The 16,194-nt window shown below is 50.3% G+C and carries 19 protein-coding genes; 9 read left to right on the forward strand and 10 right to left on the reverse strand.

The window, feature by feature from the left end; all coding sequences use genetic code 11:
* Positions 1-90: 90 nt before the first annotated feature.
* The gene (locus BZG76_RS11755) at positions 91-954 is read right to left on the reverse strand and encodes a YicC/YloC family endoribonuclease (RefSeq protein ID WP_077461504.1); all 864 of its coding nucleotides are present in this window, start codon (positions 952-954) and stop codon (positions 91-93) included.
* Between the two features lie 160 nt (positions 955-1,114).
* Here BZG76_RS11755 and rph point away from each other — a divergent pair, with 160 nt between their 5' ends.
* Both rph and pyrE read left to right on the forward strand, forming a co-directional pair.
* A complete protein-coding gene (rph, locus tag BZG76_RS11760) occupies positions 1,115-1,831 on the forward strand; it encodes a ribonuclease PH (protein WP_025744385.1) in 717 nt (238 codons plus the stop codon).
* A gap of 109 nt (positions 1,832-1,940) precedes the next feature.
* The gene (gene pyrE, locus BZG76_RS11765) at positions 1,941-2,582 is read left to right on the forward strand and encodes an orotate phosphoribosyltransferase (RefSeq protein ID WP_077461505.1); all 642 of its coding nucleotides are present in this window, start codon (positions 1,941-1,943) and stop codon (positions 2,580-2,582) included.
* 119 nt (positions 2,583-2,701) lie between these two features.
* On the opposite strand, the gene slmA is transcribed toward pyrE, so the two are convergent.
* Positions 2,702-3,292: a nucleoid occlusion factor SlmA gene (slmA, locus tag BZG76_RS11770; protein WP_025744387.1), complete on the reverse strand. Its 591-nt coding sequence runs from the start codon at positions 3,290-3,292 to the stop codon at positions 2,702-2,704.
* Between the two features lie 204 nt (positions 3,293-3,496).
* Positions 3,497-4,741 (reverse strand): bifunctional phosphopantothenoylcysteine decarboxylase/phosphopantothenate--cysteine ligase CoaBC, encoded by a 1,245-nt coding sequence (gene coaBC, locus BZG76_RS11775; protein WP_077461506.1) that lies wholly within the window; start codon positions 4,739-4,741, stop codon positions 3,497-3,499.
* A 245-nt stretch (positions 4,742-4,986) separates the two neighbouring features.
* Here coaBC and radC point away from each other — a divergent pair, with 245 nt between their 5' ends.
* The 5 genes from radC to mutM all read left to right on the forward strand — a co-directional run bounded on the left by radC (position 4,987) and on the right by mutM (position 7,707).
* Complete coding sequence (radC, locus tag BZG76_RS11780; protein WP_077461507.1) at positions 4,987-5,670, forward strand: RadC family protein; 684 nt, start codon at positions 4,987-4,989, stop codon at positions 5,668-5,670.
* Between the two features lie 185 nt (positions 5,671-5,855).
* Complete coding sequence (gene rpmB, locus BZG76_RS11785) at positions 5,856-6,092, forward strand: 50S ribosomal protein L28 (protein ID WP_025673845.1); 237 nt, start codon at positions 5,856-5,858, stop codon at positions 6,090-6,092.
* 13 nt (positions 6,093-6,105) lie between these two features.
* On the forward strand, positions 6,106-6,276 hold the full coding sequence (gene rpmG / locus BZG76_RS11790) for a 50S ribosomal protein L33 (RefSeq protein WP_025673846.1): 171 nt from the start codon (positions 6,106-6,108) through the stop codon (positions 6,274-6,276).
* A gap of 117 nt (positions 6,277-6,393) precedes the next feature.
* Entirely contained in the window at positions 6,394-6,873 is a 480-nt protein-coding gene (locus tag BZG76_RS11795) for a hypothetical protein (protein WP_077461508.1), read from the forward strand.
* An 18-nt stretch (positions 6,874-6,891) separates the two neighbouring features.
* A complete protein-coding gene (gene mutM, locus BZG76_RS11800; RefSeq protein WP_077461509.1) occupies positions 6,892-7,707 on the forward strand; it encodes a bifunctional DNA-formamidopyrimidine glycosylase/DNA-(apurinic or apyrimidinic site) lyase in 816 nt (271 codons plus the stop codon).
* Here the strand turns inward: mutM and coaD are convergent.
* Positions 7,699-8,205, reverse strand: a complete 507-nt coding sequence (gene coaD, locus BZG76_RS11805) for a pantetheine-phosphate adenylyltransferase (protein ID WP_025744211.1) — start codon at positions 8,203-8,205, stop codon at positions 7,699-7,701. The genes mutM and coaD overlap by 9 nt on opposite strands.
* Positions 8,206-8,365: 160 nt before the next feature.
* Between coaD and BZG76_RS11810 the strand changes: the two genes are divergently transcribed.
* Positions 8,366-9,076, forward strand: coding sequence for a 3-deoxy-D-manno-octulosonic acid kinase (locus BZG76_RS11810; RefSeq protein ID WP_077461578.1), 711 nt, complete (start codon positions 8,366-8,368; stop codon positions 9,074-9,076).
* Between the two features lie 7 nt (positions 9,077-9,083).
* Here the strand turns inward: BZG76_RS11810 and waaA are convergent, their stop codons facing one another.
* The 6 genes from waaA to rfaD all read right to left on the reverse strand — a co-directional run bounded on the left by waaA (position 9,084) and on the right by rfaD (position 15,270).
* Complete coding sequence (waaA, locus tag BZG76_RS11815; RefSeq protein ID WP_077461511.1) at positions 9,084-10,343, reverse strand: lipid IV(A) 3-deoxy-D-manno-octulosonic acid transferase; 1,260 nt, start codon at positions 10,341-10,343, stop codon at positions 9,084-9,086.
* An 87-nt stretch (positions 10,344-10,430) separates the two neighbouring features.
* Complete coding sequence (locus tag BZG76_RS11820) at positions 10,431-11,480, reverse strand: glycosyltransferase family 4 protein (protein WP_077461579.1); 1,050 nt, start codon at positions 11,478-11,480, stop codon at positions 10,431-10,433.
* Between the two features lies 1 nt (position 11,481).
* A complete protein-coding gene (locus tag BZG76_RS11825; RefSeq protein ID WP_077461512.1) occupies positions 11,482-12,261 on the reverse strand; it encodes a glycosyltransferase family 2 protein in 780 nt (259 codons plus the stop codon).
* Positions 12,258-13,295, reverse strand: a complete 1,038-nt coding sequence (gene waaF, locus BZG76_RS11830) for a lipopolysaccharide heptosyltransferase II (protein WP_077461513.1) — start codon at positions 13,293-13,295, stop codon at positions 12,258-12,260. The genes BZG76_RS11825 and waaF overlap by 4 nt, the downstream gene beginning before the upstream one ends.
* Positions 13,292-14,272 (reverse strand): lauroyl-Kdo(2)-lipid IV(A) myristoyltransferase, encoded by a 981-nt coding sequence (lpxM, locus tag BZG76_RS11835; protein WP_077461514.1) that lies wholly within the window; start codon positions 14,270-14,272, stop codon positions 13,292-13,294. Before lpxM ends, waaF begins: the two co-directional genes overlap by 4 nt.
* A 53-nt stretch (positions 14,273-14,325) precedes the next feature.
* Positions 14,326-15,270 carry an ADP-glyceromanno-heptose 6-epimerase gene (gene rfaD, locus BZG76_RS11840; RefSeq protein WP_077461580.1) on the reverse strand — a complete coding sequence of 315 codons (945 nt, stop codon included), beginning with the start codon at positions 15,268-15,270 and terminating at the stop codon, positions 14,326-14,328.
* A gap of 102 nt (positions 15,271-15,372) precedes the next feature.
* Here rfaD and BZG76_RS11845 point away from each other — a divergent pair, with 102 nt between their 5' ends.
* Entirely contained in the window at positions 15,373-16,041 is a 669-nt protein-coding gene (locus BZG76_RS11845; protein ID WP_077461515.1) for a TetR/AcrR family transcriptional regulator, read from the forward strand.
* The last annotated feature ends 153 nt before the right edge of the window (positions 16,042-16,194 follow it).

Genomic DNA, 16,194 nt, shown 5'->3' on the forward strand with positions numbered 1-16,194 from the left:
AATATAGGGTAAGCAGATAGAGGCAGCTTAATGTATAGCGCTCGAGCTATCTCTATCTGTCTGAACGTCAGTGCTGAGAATCGCTAGTGATTACTCAATATTCTGGATCTGTTCGCGCATTTGTTCGATAAGCACTTTGAGCTCGACGCCGGAGGCGGTGATTTCGGTGCTGATTGATTTGGAGGCCAGGGTGTTGGCTTCGCGGTTGAACTCTTGCATCATGAAGTCCAAGCGTCGGCCGCAGGCGCCGCCTTTTTTGAGGATTTTGCGCGCTTCTGAAACGTGTGAGTCGAGGCGGTCTAACTCTTCGGCCACATCGACTTTTTGTGCCAGCATCACCATTTCTTGCTCAACGCGGGCCGGATCGAGCTCCACTTTGGCTTCTTCCAAACGCGTGGTCAAACGTTCACGCTGCCACTCAATCACGGTGGGCATTTTTTCGCGCACTTTGATCACTTCAGCGCTAATCGCATCCAATCGCTGCTCAATCAGCACTTTCATGTTGTCGCCTTCGCTGGCCCGAGCCGCCACAAAAGCCTCTAGCCCTTCATCTAAACCGGCGAGTAATACACGGTGCAACTCATCGGTATCTTGCTCCGGCGCTTCCATCACGCCCGGCCAGTTTAATACCTGAAACGGGTTAATGTTGCCTTCGCCCGCGGTATCCTTGACCCACTGTGCGGCGTCAATGACTTGTTTGGCCAAGCCTTCGTTGATGGTGAGTTTGTCTTGGCTTGCCTGGGAGGTGTCAAAACGCAGGTTACATTCCACTTTGCCGCGGGCGAGGCGCTTACGGAAACGCTCGCGCACCACAGGCTCGAGGCTACGTAACTGCTCAGGCATGCGGATATAGGTTTCAAGGTAGCGCTGGTTGACGGAGCGGATTTCCCAAACCGCGTTGCCCCAATCGCCCTTGAGTTCTTGTCGCGCGTAGGCGGTCATACTGTGGATCATGTGTACCTGCTTTTGTGTGCTAAGAGTGAATAATTAAGAGTATACGCATCTGCTCTTCTTGCGTCAGCTGTCTTGAACGGCAAGGCGGACAGGGATCGCAAGCGAGCAGATAAACACGTATAATCGCCATCACATTTTTCAGCCAATGAAGGTAACTTGCATGCGCCCAAGTGGAAGAGCACTCGACCAAATTCGTCCCGTTAGCTTTACCCGCGGTTTTACGGCCCACGCAGAAGGCTCTGTGTTGGTATGCTTTGGTGATACCAAGGTGATTTGTAATGCCACGATCGAAGAGGGCGTGCCACGCTTTTTGAAAGGCAAAGGCCAAGGTTGGGTGACCGCCGAGTATGGCATGTTGCCACGTGCGACCCACACCCGTAACCGTCGTGAAGCGTCAAACGGTAAGCAGGGCGGCCGCACGGTAGAAATCCAACGTTTGATTGGCCGCAGTTTGCGCGCCGCGGTCGATTTAAAAGCATTGGGTGAGCGCACCATTACGGTTGACTGTGATGTGATTCAAGCCGACGGCGGCACACGTACGGCGTCCATTTCGGGGGCGAGTGTGGCACTGGCGGACGCGCTTAATGCGTTAGTGCGTAACGGCAAGCTTGCTGCGAATCCGATGCGTGGCCACGTGGCTGCGGTGTCGGTGGGCATTTATCAACAAACGCCGATTTGCGATCTCGAGTATGTGGAAGACTCAGCGGCAGATACCGACATGAATGTGGTGATGCTCGAAGATGGGCGCATGATTGAGGTGCAAGGCACGGCAGAAGCTGAGCCGTTTACTCCCGATGAGCTCAATGCCATGTTGGCACTGGCCAGTAAGGGCATTGATGACATTGTCGTCGCGCAAAAATCGGCCCTGGCCGAATAATCCTATTGCAATGGCTCCCATCTCGGGGGCTATTTTTTTATCTATTAACCTGAGATGGGCGCGCGTCGCGAACGCCCGATAATAATCACAGACAGCAAGAGAGGACTGCATGAAAGCCTATCAGCGCCAGTTTATTGAGTTTGCCCTTGAGCGGCAGGTTTTGAAGTTTGGCGAATTTACCCTGAAGTCGGGGCGTAAGAGCCCGTACTTTTTTAATGCGGGGTTGTTTAATACCGGGCGCGATTTGGCAAAACTGGGTGAATTTTATGCCGCGGCGTTGATGGATGCAGGCATAGATTATGATGTGCTGTTTGGCCCGGCGTATAAAGGGATCCCCATTGCGACCACCACAGCGGTGGCGCTCGCGGCGCATCATGATGTGGATACGCCATATTGTTTTAACCGCAAAGAGGCTAAAGACCACGGCGAAGGTGGCAACTTGGTAGGCAGTGCACTCGCAGGTCGAGTAATGTTAGTGGACGATGTGATTACCGCCGGCACCGCGATTCGCGAGTCCATGACACTGATTCAGGCGCAAGGCGCACAACTGGCGGGTGTCTTGGTGGCAATTGATCGCCAAGAGCGCGGCCAAGGTGAGTTATCGGCGATCCAAGAAGTGGAGCGTGACTTTGGTTGCCAAGTCGTCTCTATCATTAGTTTGTCTGATTTAGTCGCTTACTTAGAACAAAGCCAAGCGGATCCGGCGCAGTTAGCCGCGGTGAAAGGGTACCAAGCGAACTACGGCATTTAAGCAACGTGCATGCAGCTGGCTAGCGTTATAGATGTAGCCAGTTGCATTGCGCTCGTTGAACGACGCCGATTGCATTGCGCCAATTGCATTGCGCCCATTTGCGTTGCAGCCAACACCGCTCATTGCAATTGATTGGTCAGCAGTTGCCAGTATTGTTCAAAATTCGCGGTTGGCAGCTGCTTAAACGATGAGCGTACGTAACGACAAAAGCCGCCTTCCACTTGGCTAATAAGCTGACTGGCAAGCACGGCTTCATCTAAAGGAAAGCCCTTTCCTTCGCGCAAGCGACGCTCACGTAATACTTGCTTGAGCTGTGCTTCAACGCGCTCGAAAAGCTGGTTGATGCGCGCTTGTAGCCTGTCTTGCTCAAACATCAGCGCATGGCCTGTCATGATGCGTGTCAGCCCTGGGTTACGTTCACCAAACACCAGCAATAATTGCAGAATCAACTTGAGACGAACCAAGGTGTCCTTTTCTTCTTCAATAATGAGGTTGATGCGGGATAAGAGCGAGTCTTCGATAAATTCAATCAAGCCCTCAAACATACGTGCTTTACTGGGAAAATGACGATAAAGCGCGGCCTCTGACACCCCGACTTGCTCGGCGAGCTTGGCGGTGGTGATGCGCTGGCTGCCTTGGGTTGACTCCAGCATCTGCGCGAGCGCTTGGAGGATCTCTTCGCGGCGATTACTTTTTTTTGGGGCTGCCATGGATGCGATTCCTTTGTCTTTTTATCTATCACACTGGCGACGTTTAAAGGAGGCATCATGGAGAGGTGCCGCCGAGTGTGACGCTTTCCTCTTATCTTAGCGACGAGGTCTCTGTATTAAAAGCAAAAAGCGTGGCCATGGCGCACGCTTTTGAACTTGTTTTTCACACCGGAGCTAAGGCCTCCGGTGTGCTGGGCTTCTCCCTTATTCTTTTATCGATCGTTGCAAATAGCGCGTGTGAATGTGTGCTATTACGCTACGCGCTAACGTCGGTTTATCCGCAAGGGGGAGCGCTTTGTCACCGTCAGACCAGAATAGGTGCAGGGCATTATGATCACTGTTAAAGCCTTGATCGGCGTGAGACACATCATTTGCGCAAATCATATCGAGCTTTTTGCGGGTGAGTTTATCACGTGCGTAGGCTGCAACATCCTGGGTTTCGGCGGCAAAACCGACCGTAAATGGACGGTGCTGGGTTAAGTTGGCGACCGAGGCAATAATATCGGGGTTTTTCACCATGGTAACGGTCATCGTGTCTTTATCTGCCTGCTTTTTCATCTTCTGCTCGGCCATCGTTTGTGGACGGTAGTCAGCGACCGCGGCACAGCCGATAAAGACATCGTGCTCGGTGATAGAGGCATGCACAGCATCATGCATTTGTTGGGCTGTGGTGACATCCACGCGCGTGACACCGGCGGGCGTGCTTAATGCAACCGGACCGGAAATCAAGGTCACTTCGGCACCCAAACTGGCGGCGGCCTCGGCCAAAGCATAGCCCATTTTTCCAGAGCTGTGATTCGACAAATAGCGAACCGGATCCAGGGCTTCTCGGGTTGGTCCGGCGGTAATCATTACCCGTTTATTGGTGAGCGGTTTTGGGCCGGCCCAGTGTTCACACTCTGCCACTAAGGCCAGTGGCTCAAGCATACGGCCTGGCCCCACATCGCCACAGGCTTGGGCACCGCTATCCGGCCCCCAAATAAGGCAACCGCGCGTGCGTAGGGCCTGTATATTCGCTTGGGTAGCGTGAGCGCGATACATTTGCTGGTTCATCGCCGGGGCAATCGCAATCGGTGCATCGGTGGCTAAGCACACCGTGGTGAGCAAGTCATTCCCCATCCCAGCGTGAATACGGGCGATTAAATCGGCGGTAGCGGGGGCAATCAATACTAAATCTGCCCATTTCGCTAACTCGATATGCCCCATTGAAGCCTCAGCAGCTGGATCGAGCAAGCTATCAGATACCGGATGGCCTGAGACCGCTTGCAGGGTTAACGGTGTGATAAATTCTTTAGCGGCGCGTGTCATTACCACTTTGACAGTGGCACCACGCTCGATCAGGCGACGAGTCAAATCGGCACACTTATAGGCGGCAATTCCACCGCCCATGCCAAGCAGAATACGTTTACCTGCCAGCGTTTGGGCTGGCTGTGTTGAAGAATTGGCCATAATGCTCTGTGTGTTTGTGCTTGAATGGCGAAACCATACCATAATCCGCCGCGCAAAAAGTGTGTTAGCGCAAAGGAAAGCGCGTGGGATGTGAGCCAAGTAGAATGCGATCTAAGCACTGAGCGGTTGAAACCCTTGAGTGCTTATCAAGGGAAAATCGCGAGCGAGCCGCAGTTCCGCTCGAAAAGGATTGTGCGAGATCCCTCGCGTGTCTTAACTGGCGACAAAATCAAAGAGGGATAATAATGAGCTTAAAAACTTTGCCCTTGGATTGTCGTCCAAGGGAGCGTCTATTAGCACGTGGGGCGGACAGTTTATCGGATGCTGAGTTACTGGCGATATTTTTACGCACCGGTGTCACAGGGATGAGTGCGGTTGCGCTGGCTGATCATCTATTAACGGACTTTGGTTCGTTGCGCGCGCTGATGGGAGCCGATCAAACGGCGTTTTGTCAGCGTAAGGGGTTAGGCAGTGCGAAATACGCGCAACTGCAAGCGGTACTGGAGCTCAGCCGTCGTTATTTAAAAGAGACGTTAAGTAAAACGGATGCCCTGACCAGCCCCGATCATACTCGGCGTTACCTCTCGACGTTACTGCGCGATCGGCCACGTGAAGCCTTCTATGTGTTATTTCTCGATAACCAACACCGAGTGATTGCCGATGAGCAATTATTTGAAGGGACCCACAATGCCGCCAGTGTTTATCCGCGAGAAATTGTTCGCCGTGCATTAGAGCTTCATGCCGCTGCGTTAATTTTGGCACATAATCATCCTTCTGGGGTCGCTGAACCGAGCCAAGCGGACCGACATATCACTGATAAAATCGCCAATGCCTTGTCATTAGTGGATGTACGCGTGTTAGATCATCTGGTGGTCGGGGACGGAGATGTGGTATCGTTCGCTGAACGAGGTTGGTTGTTATCCTCCTAAGGATCGCCTTTGGCGAAAAAAACGATCAAAAAGCGCATAAAAGGATCTGCTCGGGACTTGAGCAATGTGAATTCAGTTAGTATAATGCGCCACCTTTGATAGCCTTGACCTTCGACCTGACCTTAACGTTGCAGGACTGGCGGACAAGGTTGATATCGAGCCGAAACGATTTTGGAGAGACTTTCATGTCACGAGTATGCCAAGTAACTGGCAAGCGTCCTGTAGTTGGTAACAACCGCTCTCACGCTAAGAACGCCACCAAGCGTCGTTTTCTGCCGAACCTGCAAACTCATCGTTTCTGGGTAGAAGGCGAAAAACGCTTCGTTAAACTGCGCCTATCCACTAAAGGTATGCGCATCATCGACAAAAAAGGCATCGAGTCTGTATTGACAGATATGCGTGCCCGCGGTGAGAAAGTATAAGAGGAATTAGAGAATGGCTAAAAGCGGCGTTCGTGAGAAGATTCGTCTAGTATCCTCAGCGGGTACTGGTCACTTCTACACCACAGACAAGAACAAACGTAACATGCCTAGCAAATTCGAGATCAAGAAATTTGATCCTGTAGTTCGCAAGCACGTTATGTATAAAGAAGCCAAAATCAAGTAATTTGATCGATGCTTTGATAAAAGACCCAGCTTCGGCTGGGTTTTTTTATAACTAAAATCCGTCAGTGTTTGGGTATATACTGCGATAAATACGTACAGCGGCCTTGGGTGAGAAAACATGAAGCTAAAACGGCAGACGTGGAACAACATCCTGATTTTTTCAGTCGTGATTTTTTTTGGCTTAATGCTATTGCCCGATTATTTACGTCATCAGCGCCAATCAAATGCCATGCCTGAAGGCGTCATTGCGCTGGTGGACTCACGCAGTGAGGTGTTATCACTGCGCTTTGCGCATTTAACGCTCACCCGTACCTTGGATGGCTGGCAAACGGATAAGCCGTTAGTGATCAGCCCAACCGAGCTGGCTCAGCGGTGGCTAGGGTTGGCAGGCACCCAAGTTGATGAAGCAACCTTACAGTCACTGCGCCCACAACTTACCGCTCCCCGTACGCTCGAGTTGACCCGGAGTCCAGACAAAGAGCCGATCCGTATTACTTATTATCAGCAGCCCCAATTTTGGTTGATGCAAAATGAGCAGGGGCAATGGCTGGCGGTGTCTGTTGATCGTCGGTATCTTTTCCCGCTAACTAAATCGTGATAATCCAGAGCCATCTCTATGCCAGAATTACCGGAAGTAGAAGTGAGCCGTTTAGGCATCATACCGTATGTCGAAGGGCAAACGGTGACCGATATTACCATTCGTCAGCCAAAGTTACGTTGGCCGATTCCCGATGCGCTACAACAACTTAAAGGGCAGGTGATCCGCCGGGTTACCCGTCGGGCCAAGTATCTGTTGTTAGAAACCGATGTCGGGGCGGCGATTATCCATTTGGGGATGTCAGGCAGTTTGCGGGTGCTACCGACGTCACTGGCGCCCGAGAAGCACGATCATGTCGATGTGACACTCAGTAATGGGCGCTTACTGCGTTATCATGATCCACGCCGCTTTGGCGCCTGGCTGTGGCAAGACGGTGAGACGCCCCATACCGTTTTGGGTAAATTGGGCCCCGAGCCATTAACCGATGCCTTCGACCCTGACTACCTGTTAGCCAAAGCAACAGGGAAAAAAATGGCGATGAAGAGCTTTATTATGGATAACGCGGTAGTGGTTGGGGTGGGGAATATTTACGCCAACGAATCGTTATTTTGTGCGGGGATTCATCCTAAGCGACCCGCGGGCAGTCTCACGGCGACTGAGGCGGCGTGCTTGGTGAACGAAATTAAAACCGTTCTAGCAGCCGCCATCACTCAAGGAGGAACCACGCTTAAAGATTTTACGCAAGCGGATGGTAAAGCCGGTTATTTCGCCCAAGCGCTGCGTGTTTATGGTAAATCCGGTCAGCCTTGTCCGGCTTGTGACGCTGTGCTTGAGCGTATCGTAATTGGACAGCGGGCAACGGTATTTTGCCCGCAATGCCAGCCTTTAGGATGAAGGCGTTGCCTGCAGCTTGTCTTTCAGAGCGTTGAGTACCTCGTGGTGCACAAATTCTCGCGTGTCTCCCCCGTGCAAAGCCACTTCTTTGACGAGTGTGGAAGAGATAAAAGAGTGTTCCTCCGACGGGGTTAAAAAGACACTCTCTAGCTCGGGCATTAAACGCCGGTTCATGTTGGCCAACTGAAACTCATACTCAAAGTCTGATACGGCACGCAAACCACGGACCAAAATGTTGGCTTGGTACTGTTTGGCAAAGTTGACCAGTAATCCTGAGAACCCAACCACGGAGACATTGGATAAGTGCGCGGTGACCGTTTGCGTCAGGGCGACGCGTTCATTCAGATCAAAAAGCGGTTGTTTGCTTGGACTGGCGGCAATGCCCACAATCACATCGTCAAACATTCGTGCCGCGCGCTCAATCAGATCCAAGTGACCGTTGGTGATCGGATCAAATGTGCCCGGGTAAATCACGCGGGTATGTTGTTTTTGTGTCACTGGCTTATCCTTAAAAACGTGTATTGGGAAGAGGTTATCAAATCCTTGTTCTGCGCGCATTGTTCTGACTCTCTTGCGTGCCCTTGCCTGTGATTCTAACCGCGAGCAAGGTACACTGATGTGCGCCAGCGTCAGTGCGTAAACAGGAAAAACCGTGAGTATAGAAGTCGAGCAACGCGAAAACGAGTGCATCTGGTACGATCCTACCTTGGTGGTCGGGGAGCCGCGCCAGTATTTTGATATTCATTTTTGGCACCAACAGGCTGCCGTCACCGGCTCGGCCAAAGGGCGAGGGATAACCTTTTTTGTCCGTGGCCCGAAAATGGAGATGGCACTGCGGCATTATTATCGCGGCGGCCTGTTCGGCAAATTGGTGAAAGACCAATACTGGTTTACGGGCTGGGAGGAAACGCGCTGCGGTGCGGAGTTGCGCTTATTGGCTTATTTGCGCGAGAAAAAGCTCCCTGTACCGCGCCCCGTCGCTGCTCGTGCGGTAAAGACAGGCCGTACCTATCGTGCCGATATCTTGGTAGAAAAAGTCCCAGGAGCCCGTGACTTGGTGGCGATATTAAGCGAAAACAGCTTGCTAGCTCACGATTATCACGCCATTGGCCGCTTGGTGCGTCGTTTACATGATGCCGGCGTGTGCCATTCTGATCTGAATATCCATAATATTCTTCGTGATAGAAAAGGCAAACTGTGGCTGATTGATTTTGATAAGTGCCAACAGCGTGAAGGTGAGCAATGGAAAGAAGACAACTTAGCACGCTTGCATCGCTCTTTTAAAAAAGAAAAAGAGAAGCGCCAAATCCGCTGGCAGCCCGAGGATTGGGCTGCGGTCTTAAAAGGTTACAATCATATTCGAAAGTAGTCGCCACTCAGTGCGAGTGTCGAAGCCAAGGGGTGAGTGCTTGTAAGGTTCGCTCAACGGCGCCACGGTTTTCTTCGACCACCGCCAAACCGGCTTTTCCTGCTTGCGCTGCCAGTGGCGGTGCATTAAAGAAAGCGCCAATCTTTGCCGCGAGATCTTGGCTATCGTTACATACTTGCAGTGCGCCTGCGTCTATTAAAGCATCACCAATGACTTGGAAGTTATAGTAACTGGGTCCGGTTAATAAGGGTTTGCTGAGCGCAGCGGGCTCTAACAGATTATGACCGCCAACTTTGGCGCCTAAAAAACTCCCTGCCATGACAACCACATCTGCACTGGCTAGATACATCATCATCTCACCCATGGTATCGCCAAGGTACACTTGCGTGCTCGTGGTAAGCGTCTCGCCCTGAGTATGTCTTTGTATACTGAGGCCCTGAGCCGCGACTTGTTGCGAGACATCATCAAAGCGCTCAGGGTGGCGAGGGACCATAATCAATAAAGCATCCGGATAATCACGTAGCAAAATACTGTGGGCGGCTAACATGATGGCATCTTCGCCTGCATGGGTGCTGGCCGCTATCCAGCAAGGGCGTTCACCGCGAGCGTCACGAAGCGCAGCGCCTAAATCAGGATTTACCGCCTTGATATCAAACTTCACCGACCCAACTGCGCTTAGTTTTTCTGCGGGAACCCCCAGTGCGGCAAAACGTGCTTTATCAGTGGTATGCTGACACAGTATGAGATCGATATGCTGACTCATGGCACGAAAGAGCGGCGCAATTTTTTGATAATGGTGACATGCCTTTTCAGAAAGCCTCGCATTAATGATCGTAATGGGAACACCGGCACGACCGACATGATGCAAAGTATTGGGCCAAAGCTCGGTCTCCATGATCACGCATAGCCTTGGAGAGACTGCACGTAAAAAACCACGAATCGCAAACGGAAAATCGACAGGCATATAGCGATGGTTCACACCTTTGATGCGCATTGCCTGCTCGGCCCCAGTGGCTGTAGTGGTGGTGATGAGGATAGGAACATCGGGATAAGCTTGTTGCAGCGCGCTGATCACCGGTTTGGCGGCGAGGACTTCCCCTACGGAAACCGCATGCAACCAAATCGGCGCCCCCTCAATGTTGGGTGTGCGACCAAAGTGCTCTTGCCAGCGCTCCCCCACCGCCGGCTTACCGGGCCGTTTACGATAAAGCCCGACAAGCAAAAAAGGGGCAGCAAGTGTGAGTAATAATGTGTATAACCAGCGCACAGGGAAACTCCTATGGACGTTTGGGTACGATAAATAGTGGCATTCTCTCCAACCGAGCTCCAGTCTCTAAGGTTTATCAGACACTAGTCATACAATCTTGGATCCGTCTTTTATCGTTTGGTATAGGGATTGATAGGTTAGGACGGTTTGATTGATATCACAGGCTTTAGCTTGTTCGAGACTACCGACAATAAGGCGGTTTCTAAGAGTCGTATCATTGGCTATATCTGTGATAGAACTCGCTAGTTGATCAGCCTCTCCCACCTCGATAAGCCGTCCAGATACACTATGTGTGATTATATCAGGGATCCCGCCAGCACGCGTTGCAACAACAGGGAGCCCGGATGCCATTGCTTCTAAAATGACCGAGCCTAAGCCTTCTGAATAGGAAGGATGGACGAGTAAATCGGCCGCTGCGAACCAATCGCCCATATTCGTTTGTTTGCCAGCAAAGTGAACGTTGCTGAGTCCTTTCGCTTGAAGCGCTAACGCTTCACGCTCTTTACCATCACCAAGCAAACAAAACTGGATGTTGGGCGATGTGTTAGCAAGTAACCGTGCCGCTTCTATCGTGACATTAAAGCCTTTATGCGCATACATATTGGCGGCATGAATCACTAAGAACTTCCTATGAAATTGCGCTTTGATTTTCTCAACCTTATCTTGCGATACAGGGTAGGTGACAGGAGAGCTAGGAATTTTGACTAACTTGGCATCAGGGTAATGTTTTTCTAGTTGATGGATAATCTCCGAACTCAAACCGACCAGGGCACTCGCTTTGCGGTATGCAAGTTGAGATAACCACTTTTTCTTTAAAGGATTATCAATGCGGCGTGTCACGATATAGGGCACATTATGTAATAAGCGCTGGAGCAATGCCCAATAAATCGCTCGGCCTTCGTGGACATGGACCAGATCACATGTTGCGGTGATTGAGCGCTCATGTCGTCGAGTATAGTGCGGACAAAGCACTAATTGGCATTGTTCTAACGCGCGAATTTTATCAGCGAGCGGGCTTTTGGGGTTTACCACTACGGTGAGTCGATAACCCATTGCGAGCTGTTGTTTAATCAGTGTGAGCGTTTGTCGCTCACCGCCGCTAAAACCAGAAGCGAGATTAACGTGGCAAATGTGCATCTTAACGTTGTTTTTTAACATAGTCTCTTAGCCATAAGTCGGCATAACGCGTAAAAACGACGTTGGCGCTGAGAAGTGCGAGGATAAAGCCATGTCGACCATCTAAAAATCCTTTTTTCAAGAAATACATCTTAATAAATCTAAAAAGAGCATGCCCTAAAGCTTTGGAGACACTTGAGCTCTTCTTGCCCTCGCGCTGATCGCTCCATAATTTTATATATTGGTTGGTTTTAGCGGTATATTCATAGAGGTAATTAAACGTGTTATGCAGTAGAACACCATTTAAATAAATTTTCTTATGTGTATTAGGAACAACAACATGTTCATGCACGAGAGAGTCAGAATAATGAGTTTCTGATGTTTTATAAAGTCGGCAAATCCAATCTGGGTGCCAACCAGAGTGCTTGATTTCTTTCCCAAAGGCGTTAGAAAGCCTATTTATGTAATAAACACAGTTAGGTTGGTGGTCATTGATAACGCCTAAGATGTTTTTCTTTAATTCAGGTGTGACTCTTTCATCTGCGTCTAGCCAAAACACAAAGTCACTTTCTACATATGATTGAGCGCGCTGGCGTTGTTTTCCAAACCCCCGCCAGTCTGAAGCTACGTAGACTTTATCCGTATACTGTTTAGCTATTTCAGTTGTGTTATCTGAGCTTCCCGCGTCCAGTACAACGATTTCATCCACCCAATTGCATACAGACTGCAAACATAGATCAATGTTATGCGCTTCGTTTTTAACGATAAGTGCAACGGCAACGGTTGTATTCCCTTCACTCATGACGCTTTATCCATTTTTATTAAAGAAATAACGCGGCTAGGGTCCAAATCCTTTAAACACTTCAAATGCCCAAGTGGACATTCGCGTTGAAAGCAGGGGCGACATTCAATATCTGTATGCACAATGTCGACCTTACTGGTTAAAGGCGGCGTGTAATCGGGGGACGTTGAGCCATAAATGGCAATGACCTGGCAGTTGACCGCCGCGGCGATGTGCATCAAGCCGGAGTCATTACTGACGACGGTTTGGCAAGCGCCTAATAGATCAACAGCCTCAATTAAATTGGTTTTACCCGCTAACACATGAATATTCGGTGCGTTGTCGGCAAGGGCGGCAATTTTTTCACAGGTGTCGATATCTTTGGCTGAGCCAAACAGCCAAACTTGAAACCCCTTAGCATGCATCTGGCGAGCGACCTCGGCATAGTGTTGCTCAGGCCACTTTTTGGCTGGGCCGAACTCGGCACCCGGGCAAAGACCCACGATGGGTCTATCTTGGTTTAAGCCCAGCTTAGTGATCACAGCCGCTTGTGCGTCAGGATCAATGGTTAATTCAGGTTTTGGTAGGCCTTCAAGGCCGCCGAGTGAGACCGAACTTTGCATCGTGGCGCGCGGGTGTGCCAGGGCAACATAGCGCTCAACCATATATTGAAACGCTTTTTTATTGGGGCGCAGGTCGTTGAGCAAACCATAACGCATTTCACCTTTCCAACCGGTACGTGTTGGGATCCCAGCAAACCAAGGGATCAGCGCCGATTTGGCTGAATTAGGCAATACATAAGCATGGTCATAGCCGTGTTTTGCTAAGCGTTTACCCAATTGGTAGCGCTTACCGAGTGCAAATTCTCCATGGCCCAGTGGCATGTCGATACTGCGATTAACTTCTGGCATACGCGCCAAAATAGGGGCGCACCATCCAGGCGCCATCACGTCAATGGTGGCGTCAGGGTGTTGTTGTTTGATGGCTTTATACAGTGATTGCGACATCACCATATCGCCGACCCAAGACGGGCCAATGACGAGTACTCGTGTCATGATGCCCGTTTCCTTTTTGCCTCTTGGTAGATATTGCGGCCGTCTTCGCGTGTGCGGAGCAGCTGTAGGATCCACATGTATTGATCGTATTGACCCTCGAGCATGGTTTCGATGTGTTGGTTCATCATGTGGGCGTCCGTTTTGCTATCACCGGTTGGAAACTCGCTAAATGCTGGATGGATGGTAATGACAAACCGGCCGGTTTTGGCATCAAAGCCAGATAGCACAGGCACGATATGCGAACGCGTGACTTTGCTCAACTTGCCGAGACTTGGCAGTGTCGCCTTGGTTGTTGAGAAAAAAGGAACAAACTCACTGCTCTCATCACGCATATCTTCATCGGGCAGGTAATAGCCCAAGAAGCCTCGTTTAACCGCACGAATAAAAGGTTTAATCCCTGCTTCTCGTTCGTAGCAGTTACCACCATATTGTACTCGTTGGCGGTGCATCAGCCAGTCGAGGAGACCGTTTTTTTGTCGTTTTGAGAAGGCAGCGACAGGTAAGCCCTGTGAGGCAAATAAAATCGCCGCCGCATCAATCGCCCAGGTATGGGGGACAAACAAGATCACCGGCTCACCATGATCTGTGTGGCGGGTAATATGCTCCATGCCAATGACATCACAGTGCTGTTGAAACCACTGACGACCACGTAACGTAATCAGTGGAAAACTGAGTAAAAACGCTCCTGCGGTTGTTAGCGTCTCGACCAAGATCGCTTCGCGTGCTTGCTTTGATTGCTCTGGAAAGCAGGCTTCAAGGTTGAGCCATGCATTCAAAATCGTGCCTTTTTTCTTTTTCACCAGCTTGCGTGCCACCCATTGGGCAAAGCGATACTTTGCTCGCGCAGGCACCAACAAACAGATTGGCAAGGCAGCCAATAACATCAGCCAGGTGCCCCAATATTTCGGTGCGAGGAAGGCACGCGAAAATTCGGGGTTATAGGCATTTGGATCGTAATCGGGTCGCTGTTTTGTCATTATTCGATTTTCTCATACGCCAAGCGTCACGGCTTGGCGTAAACATCATTATATTAGCGATTGATTTCAGCCAGATAGGCGGCAACACCTTCAGCCACAGTCTTAAAGGAAGCGGTATATCCGGCTTCACGAACCTTGGTCAAATCGGCCTGCGTGTAAGCTTGATAGCGGCCTTTTAAGTGATCGGGGAACGGCACCTCTTCAATTTCCCCTTGACCGTGAAACGCGATGACGGCGTTGGCGACGGCGCTAAACGGTTCGGCACGGCCAGTACCACAGTTAAAAATGCCGGAGATTTGTTGCTGCCAGAACCAGATATTCATTTGACACACGTCGCCAACATAGACGAAATCACGCTTAAAGGTGTCACTGCCTTCAAACAGCTTCGGGTTTTCACCGTTTAAGATTTGTTGGTTCAGGTGGTAAGCAACGGACGCCATGCTGCCTTTGTGCTGCTCACGAGGGCCGTAAACGTTGAAGTAACGAAAACCGGTGATCGGTGGCAGTGTTTCACCGTGTGCCTTGGCATCGTCTTGCACGCGACGGACATAATTATCAAACTGCTGCTTCGAGTAGCCGTAAACATTCAGCGCGCCTTCATACTCTGGCGCTTCAATGAAGTCACTGTCGCGGCCGCCATAAGTAGCCGCTGACGAGGCGTATAAAAACGGAATGTCACGGTCAATGCAGTAATGCAATAGCTCTTTAGAATATTCATAGTTATTGAGCATCATGTACTTGCCGTCCCACTCGGTGGTCGCTGAGCAAGCACCTTGGTGGAAAATCGCTTCGATAGGCCCGAAGTTCTCACCGGCCATGATTTGGGTAAGAAAGTCTTCCTTATCCATGTAATCAGCAATATCCAAATCAACCAGGTTAACGAATTTGGTGCCGTCTTTAAGGTTATCGACGACAACGATGTCACGATAGCCTTGCTCGTTAAGTGCTTTTACTAAGTTGCTACCGATCATGCCGGCACCACCAGTCACAAAAATCATATCGTTACCTAATTCATCGTTGCAGGCGACAGACGCCGTCGCCATTATTGTTGACTGTGATAGTATGGTTACGCATCAACCGGGCAGAGGACTGAACCATACATGAAAACCCAAGACCGAATTATCCATGCTGCACTGGCTTTATTCAATCAACACGGTGAGCCAAATATTACCACGAATCATATTGCGGCTGATCTTGGGATAAGCCCGGGAAACCTTTATTACCACTTTCGTAATAAAGAGGCGATTATACACAGCATTTTTGATCAATACGCGCAAGATCTCGCCCTTGCGTTTGATCCTAGTCAGCCTCAAGAAGATACCCAAGCGCTGTTGCAACATTATCTCGATGCAACGTTCAGTTTGATGTGGCGCTACCGCTTTTTTTACGCCAATCTGCCCGATATTCTGCGTCGCGATGAAGCGCTACAGCATAAGTACCTCGATGCACAACAACAGCTTCAAACCAACCTGATGACTATTTTGCAGCATTACAGCCATGCGGGGTGGTTGAATCTGAGTGAGAGTGGGTTGGCTGCCGTGGGCGAAACCTTGAAGCAGGTCGCGTCAAGCTGGATTTTCTACCAAAGTGCGCAAGCGCCACAAACACATATTCATGCCGGTGTGATCTACAAAGGCGTTTTACAGATGTTGGCGTTGCTACATCCGCTGACTTCCTCGCAAGGGCAAACCGCTATCGCTGCATTAATGGACCACTATCAGCAGCAATTGGTTCGCCAAGATATACGCGCACTGGATACCTTAAACTAACCGGTCCAACGTCGTTTATTGTGTTTTGCGCGATATTCCGCCAGCCTAAAGCGGAATACACGATATGAATCACTGTCTCGTGCGGGTTATTGGCACAAACCTAATGAACGTGCCATGATAGCAGCCAATCATTCGCCGTACAGAAACTGTGCG

The organism is Salinivibrio sp. AR647, assembly GCF_001995415.1.
GTDB classification, from domain to species: Bacteria; Pseudomonadota; Gammaproteobacteria; order Enterobacterales; family Vibrionaceae; genus Salinivibrio; species Salinivibrio costicola.

Bases quoted from the DNA above. Each gene is read 5' to 3' on its own strand.
- BZG76_RS11825 (WP_077461512.1), bottom strand. From the start codon at position 12,261: ATGAGTGAAGGGAATACAACCGTTGCCGTTGCACTTATCGTTAAAAAC.
- slmA (WP_025744387.1), bottom strand. From the start codon at position 3,292: ATGGCAGCCCCAAAAAAAAGTAATCGCCGCGAAGAGATCCTCCAAGCG.
- rph (WP_025744385.1), top strand. From the start codon at position 1,115: ATGCGCCCAAGTGGAAGAGCACTCGACCAAATTCGTCCCGTTAGCTTT.
- BZG76_RS11755 (WP_077461504.1), bottom strand. From the start codon at position 954: ATGATCCACAGTATGACCGCCTACGCGCGACAAGAACTCAAGGGCGAT.
- mutM (WP_077461509.1), top strand. From the start codon at position 6,892: ATGCCAGAATTACCGGAAGTAGAAGTGAGCCGTTTAGGCATCATACCG.
- radC (WP_077461507.1), top strand. From the start codon at position 4,987: ATGAGCTTAAAAACTTTGCCCTTGGATTGTCGTCCAAGGGAGCGTCTA.
- BZG76_RS11795 (WP_077461508.1), top strand. From the start codon at position 6,394: ATGAAGCTAAAACGGCAGACGTGGAACAACATCCTGATTTTTTCAGTC.
- BZG76_RS11845 (WP_077461515.1), top strand. From the start codon at position 15,373: ATGAAAACCCAAGACCGAATTATCCATGCTGCACTGGCTTTATTCAAT.
- rfaD (WP_077461580.1), bottom strand. From the start codon at position 15,270: ATGATTTTTGTGACTGGTGGTGCCGGCATGATCGGTAGCAACTTAGTA.
- BZG76_RS11820 (WP_077461579.1), bottom strand. From the start codon at position 11,480: ATGCACATTTGCCACGTTAATCTCGCTTCTGGTTTTAGCGGCGGTGAG.
- coaBC (WP_077461506.1), bottom strand. From the start codon at position 4,741: ATGGCCAATTCTTCAACACAGCCAGCCCAAACGCTGGCAGGTAAACGT.
- lpxM (WP_077461514.1), bottom strand. From the start codon at position 14,272: ATGACAAAACAGCGACCCGATTACGATCCAAATGCCTATAACCCCGAA.
- pyrE (WP_077461505.1), top strand. From the start codon at position 1,941: ATGAAAGCCTATCAGCGCCAGTTTATTGAGTTTGCCCTTGAGCGGCAG.
- rpmB (WP_025673845.1), top strand. From the start codon at position 5,856: ATGTCACGAGTATGCCAAGTAACTGGCAAGCGTCCTGTAGTTGGTAAC.
- waaF (WP_077461513.1), bottom strand. From the start codon at position 13,295: ATGACACGAGTACTCGTCATTGGCCCGTCTTGGGTCGGCGATATGGTG.
- rpmG (WP_025673846.1), top strand. From the start codon at position 6,106: ATGGCTAAAAGCGGCGTTCGTGAGAAGATTCGTCTAGTATCCTCAGCG.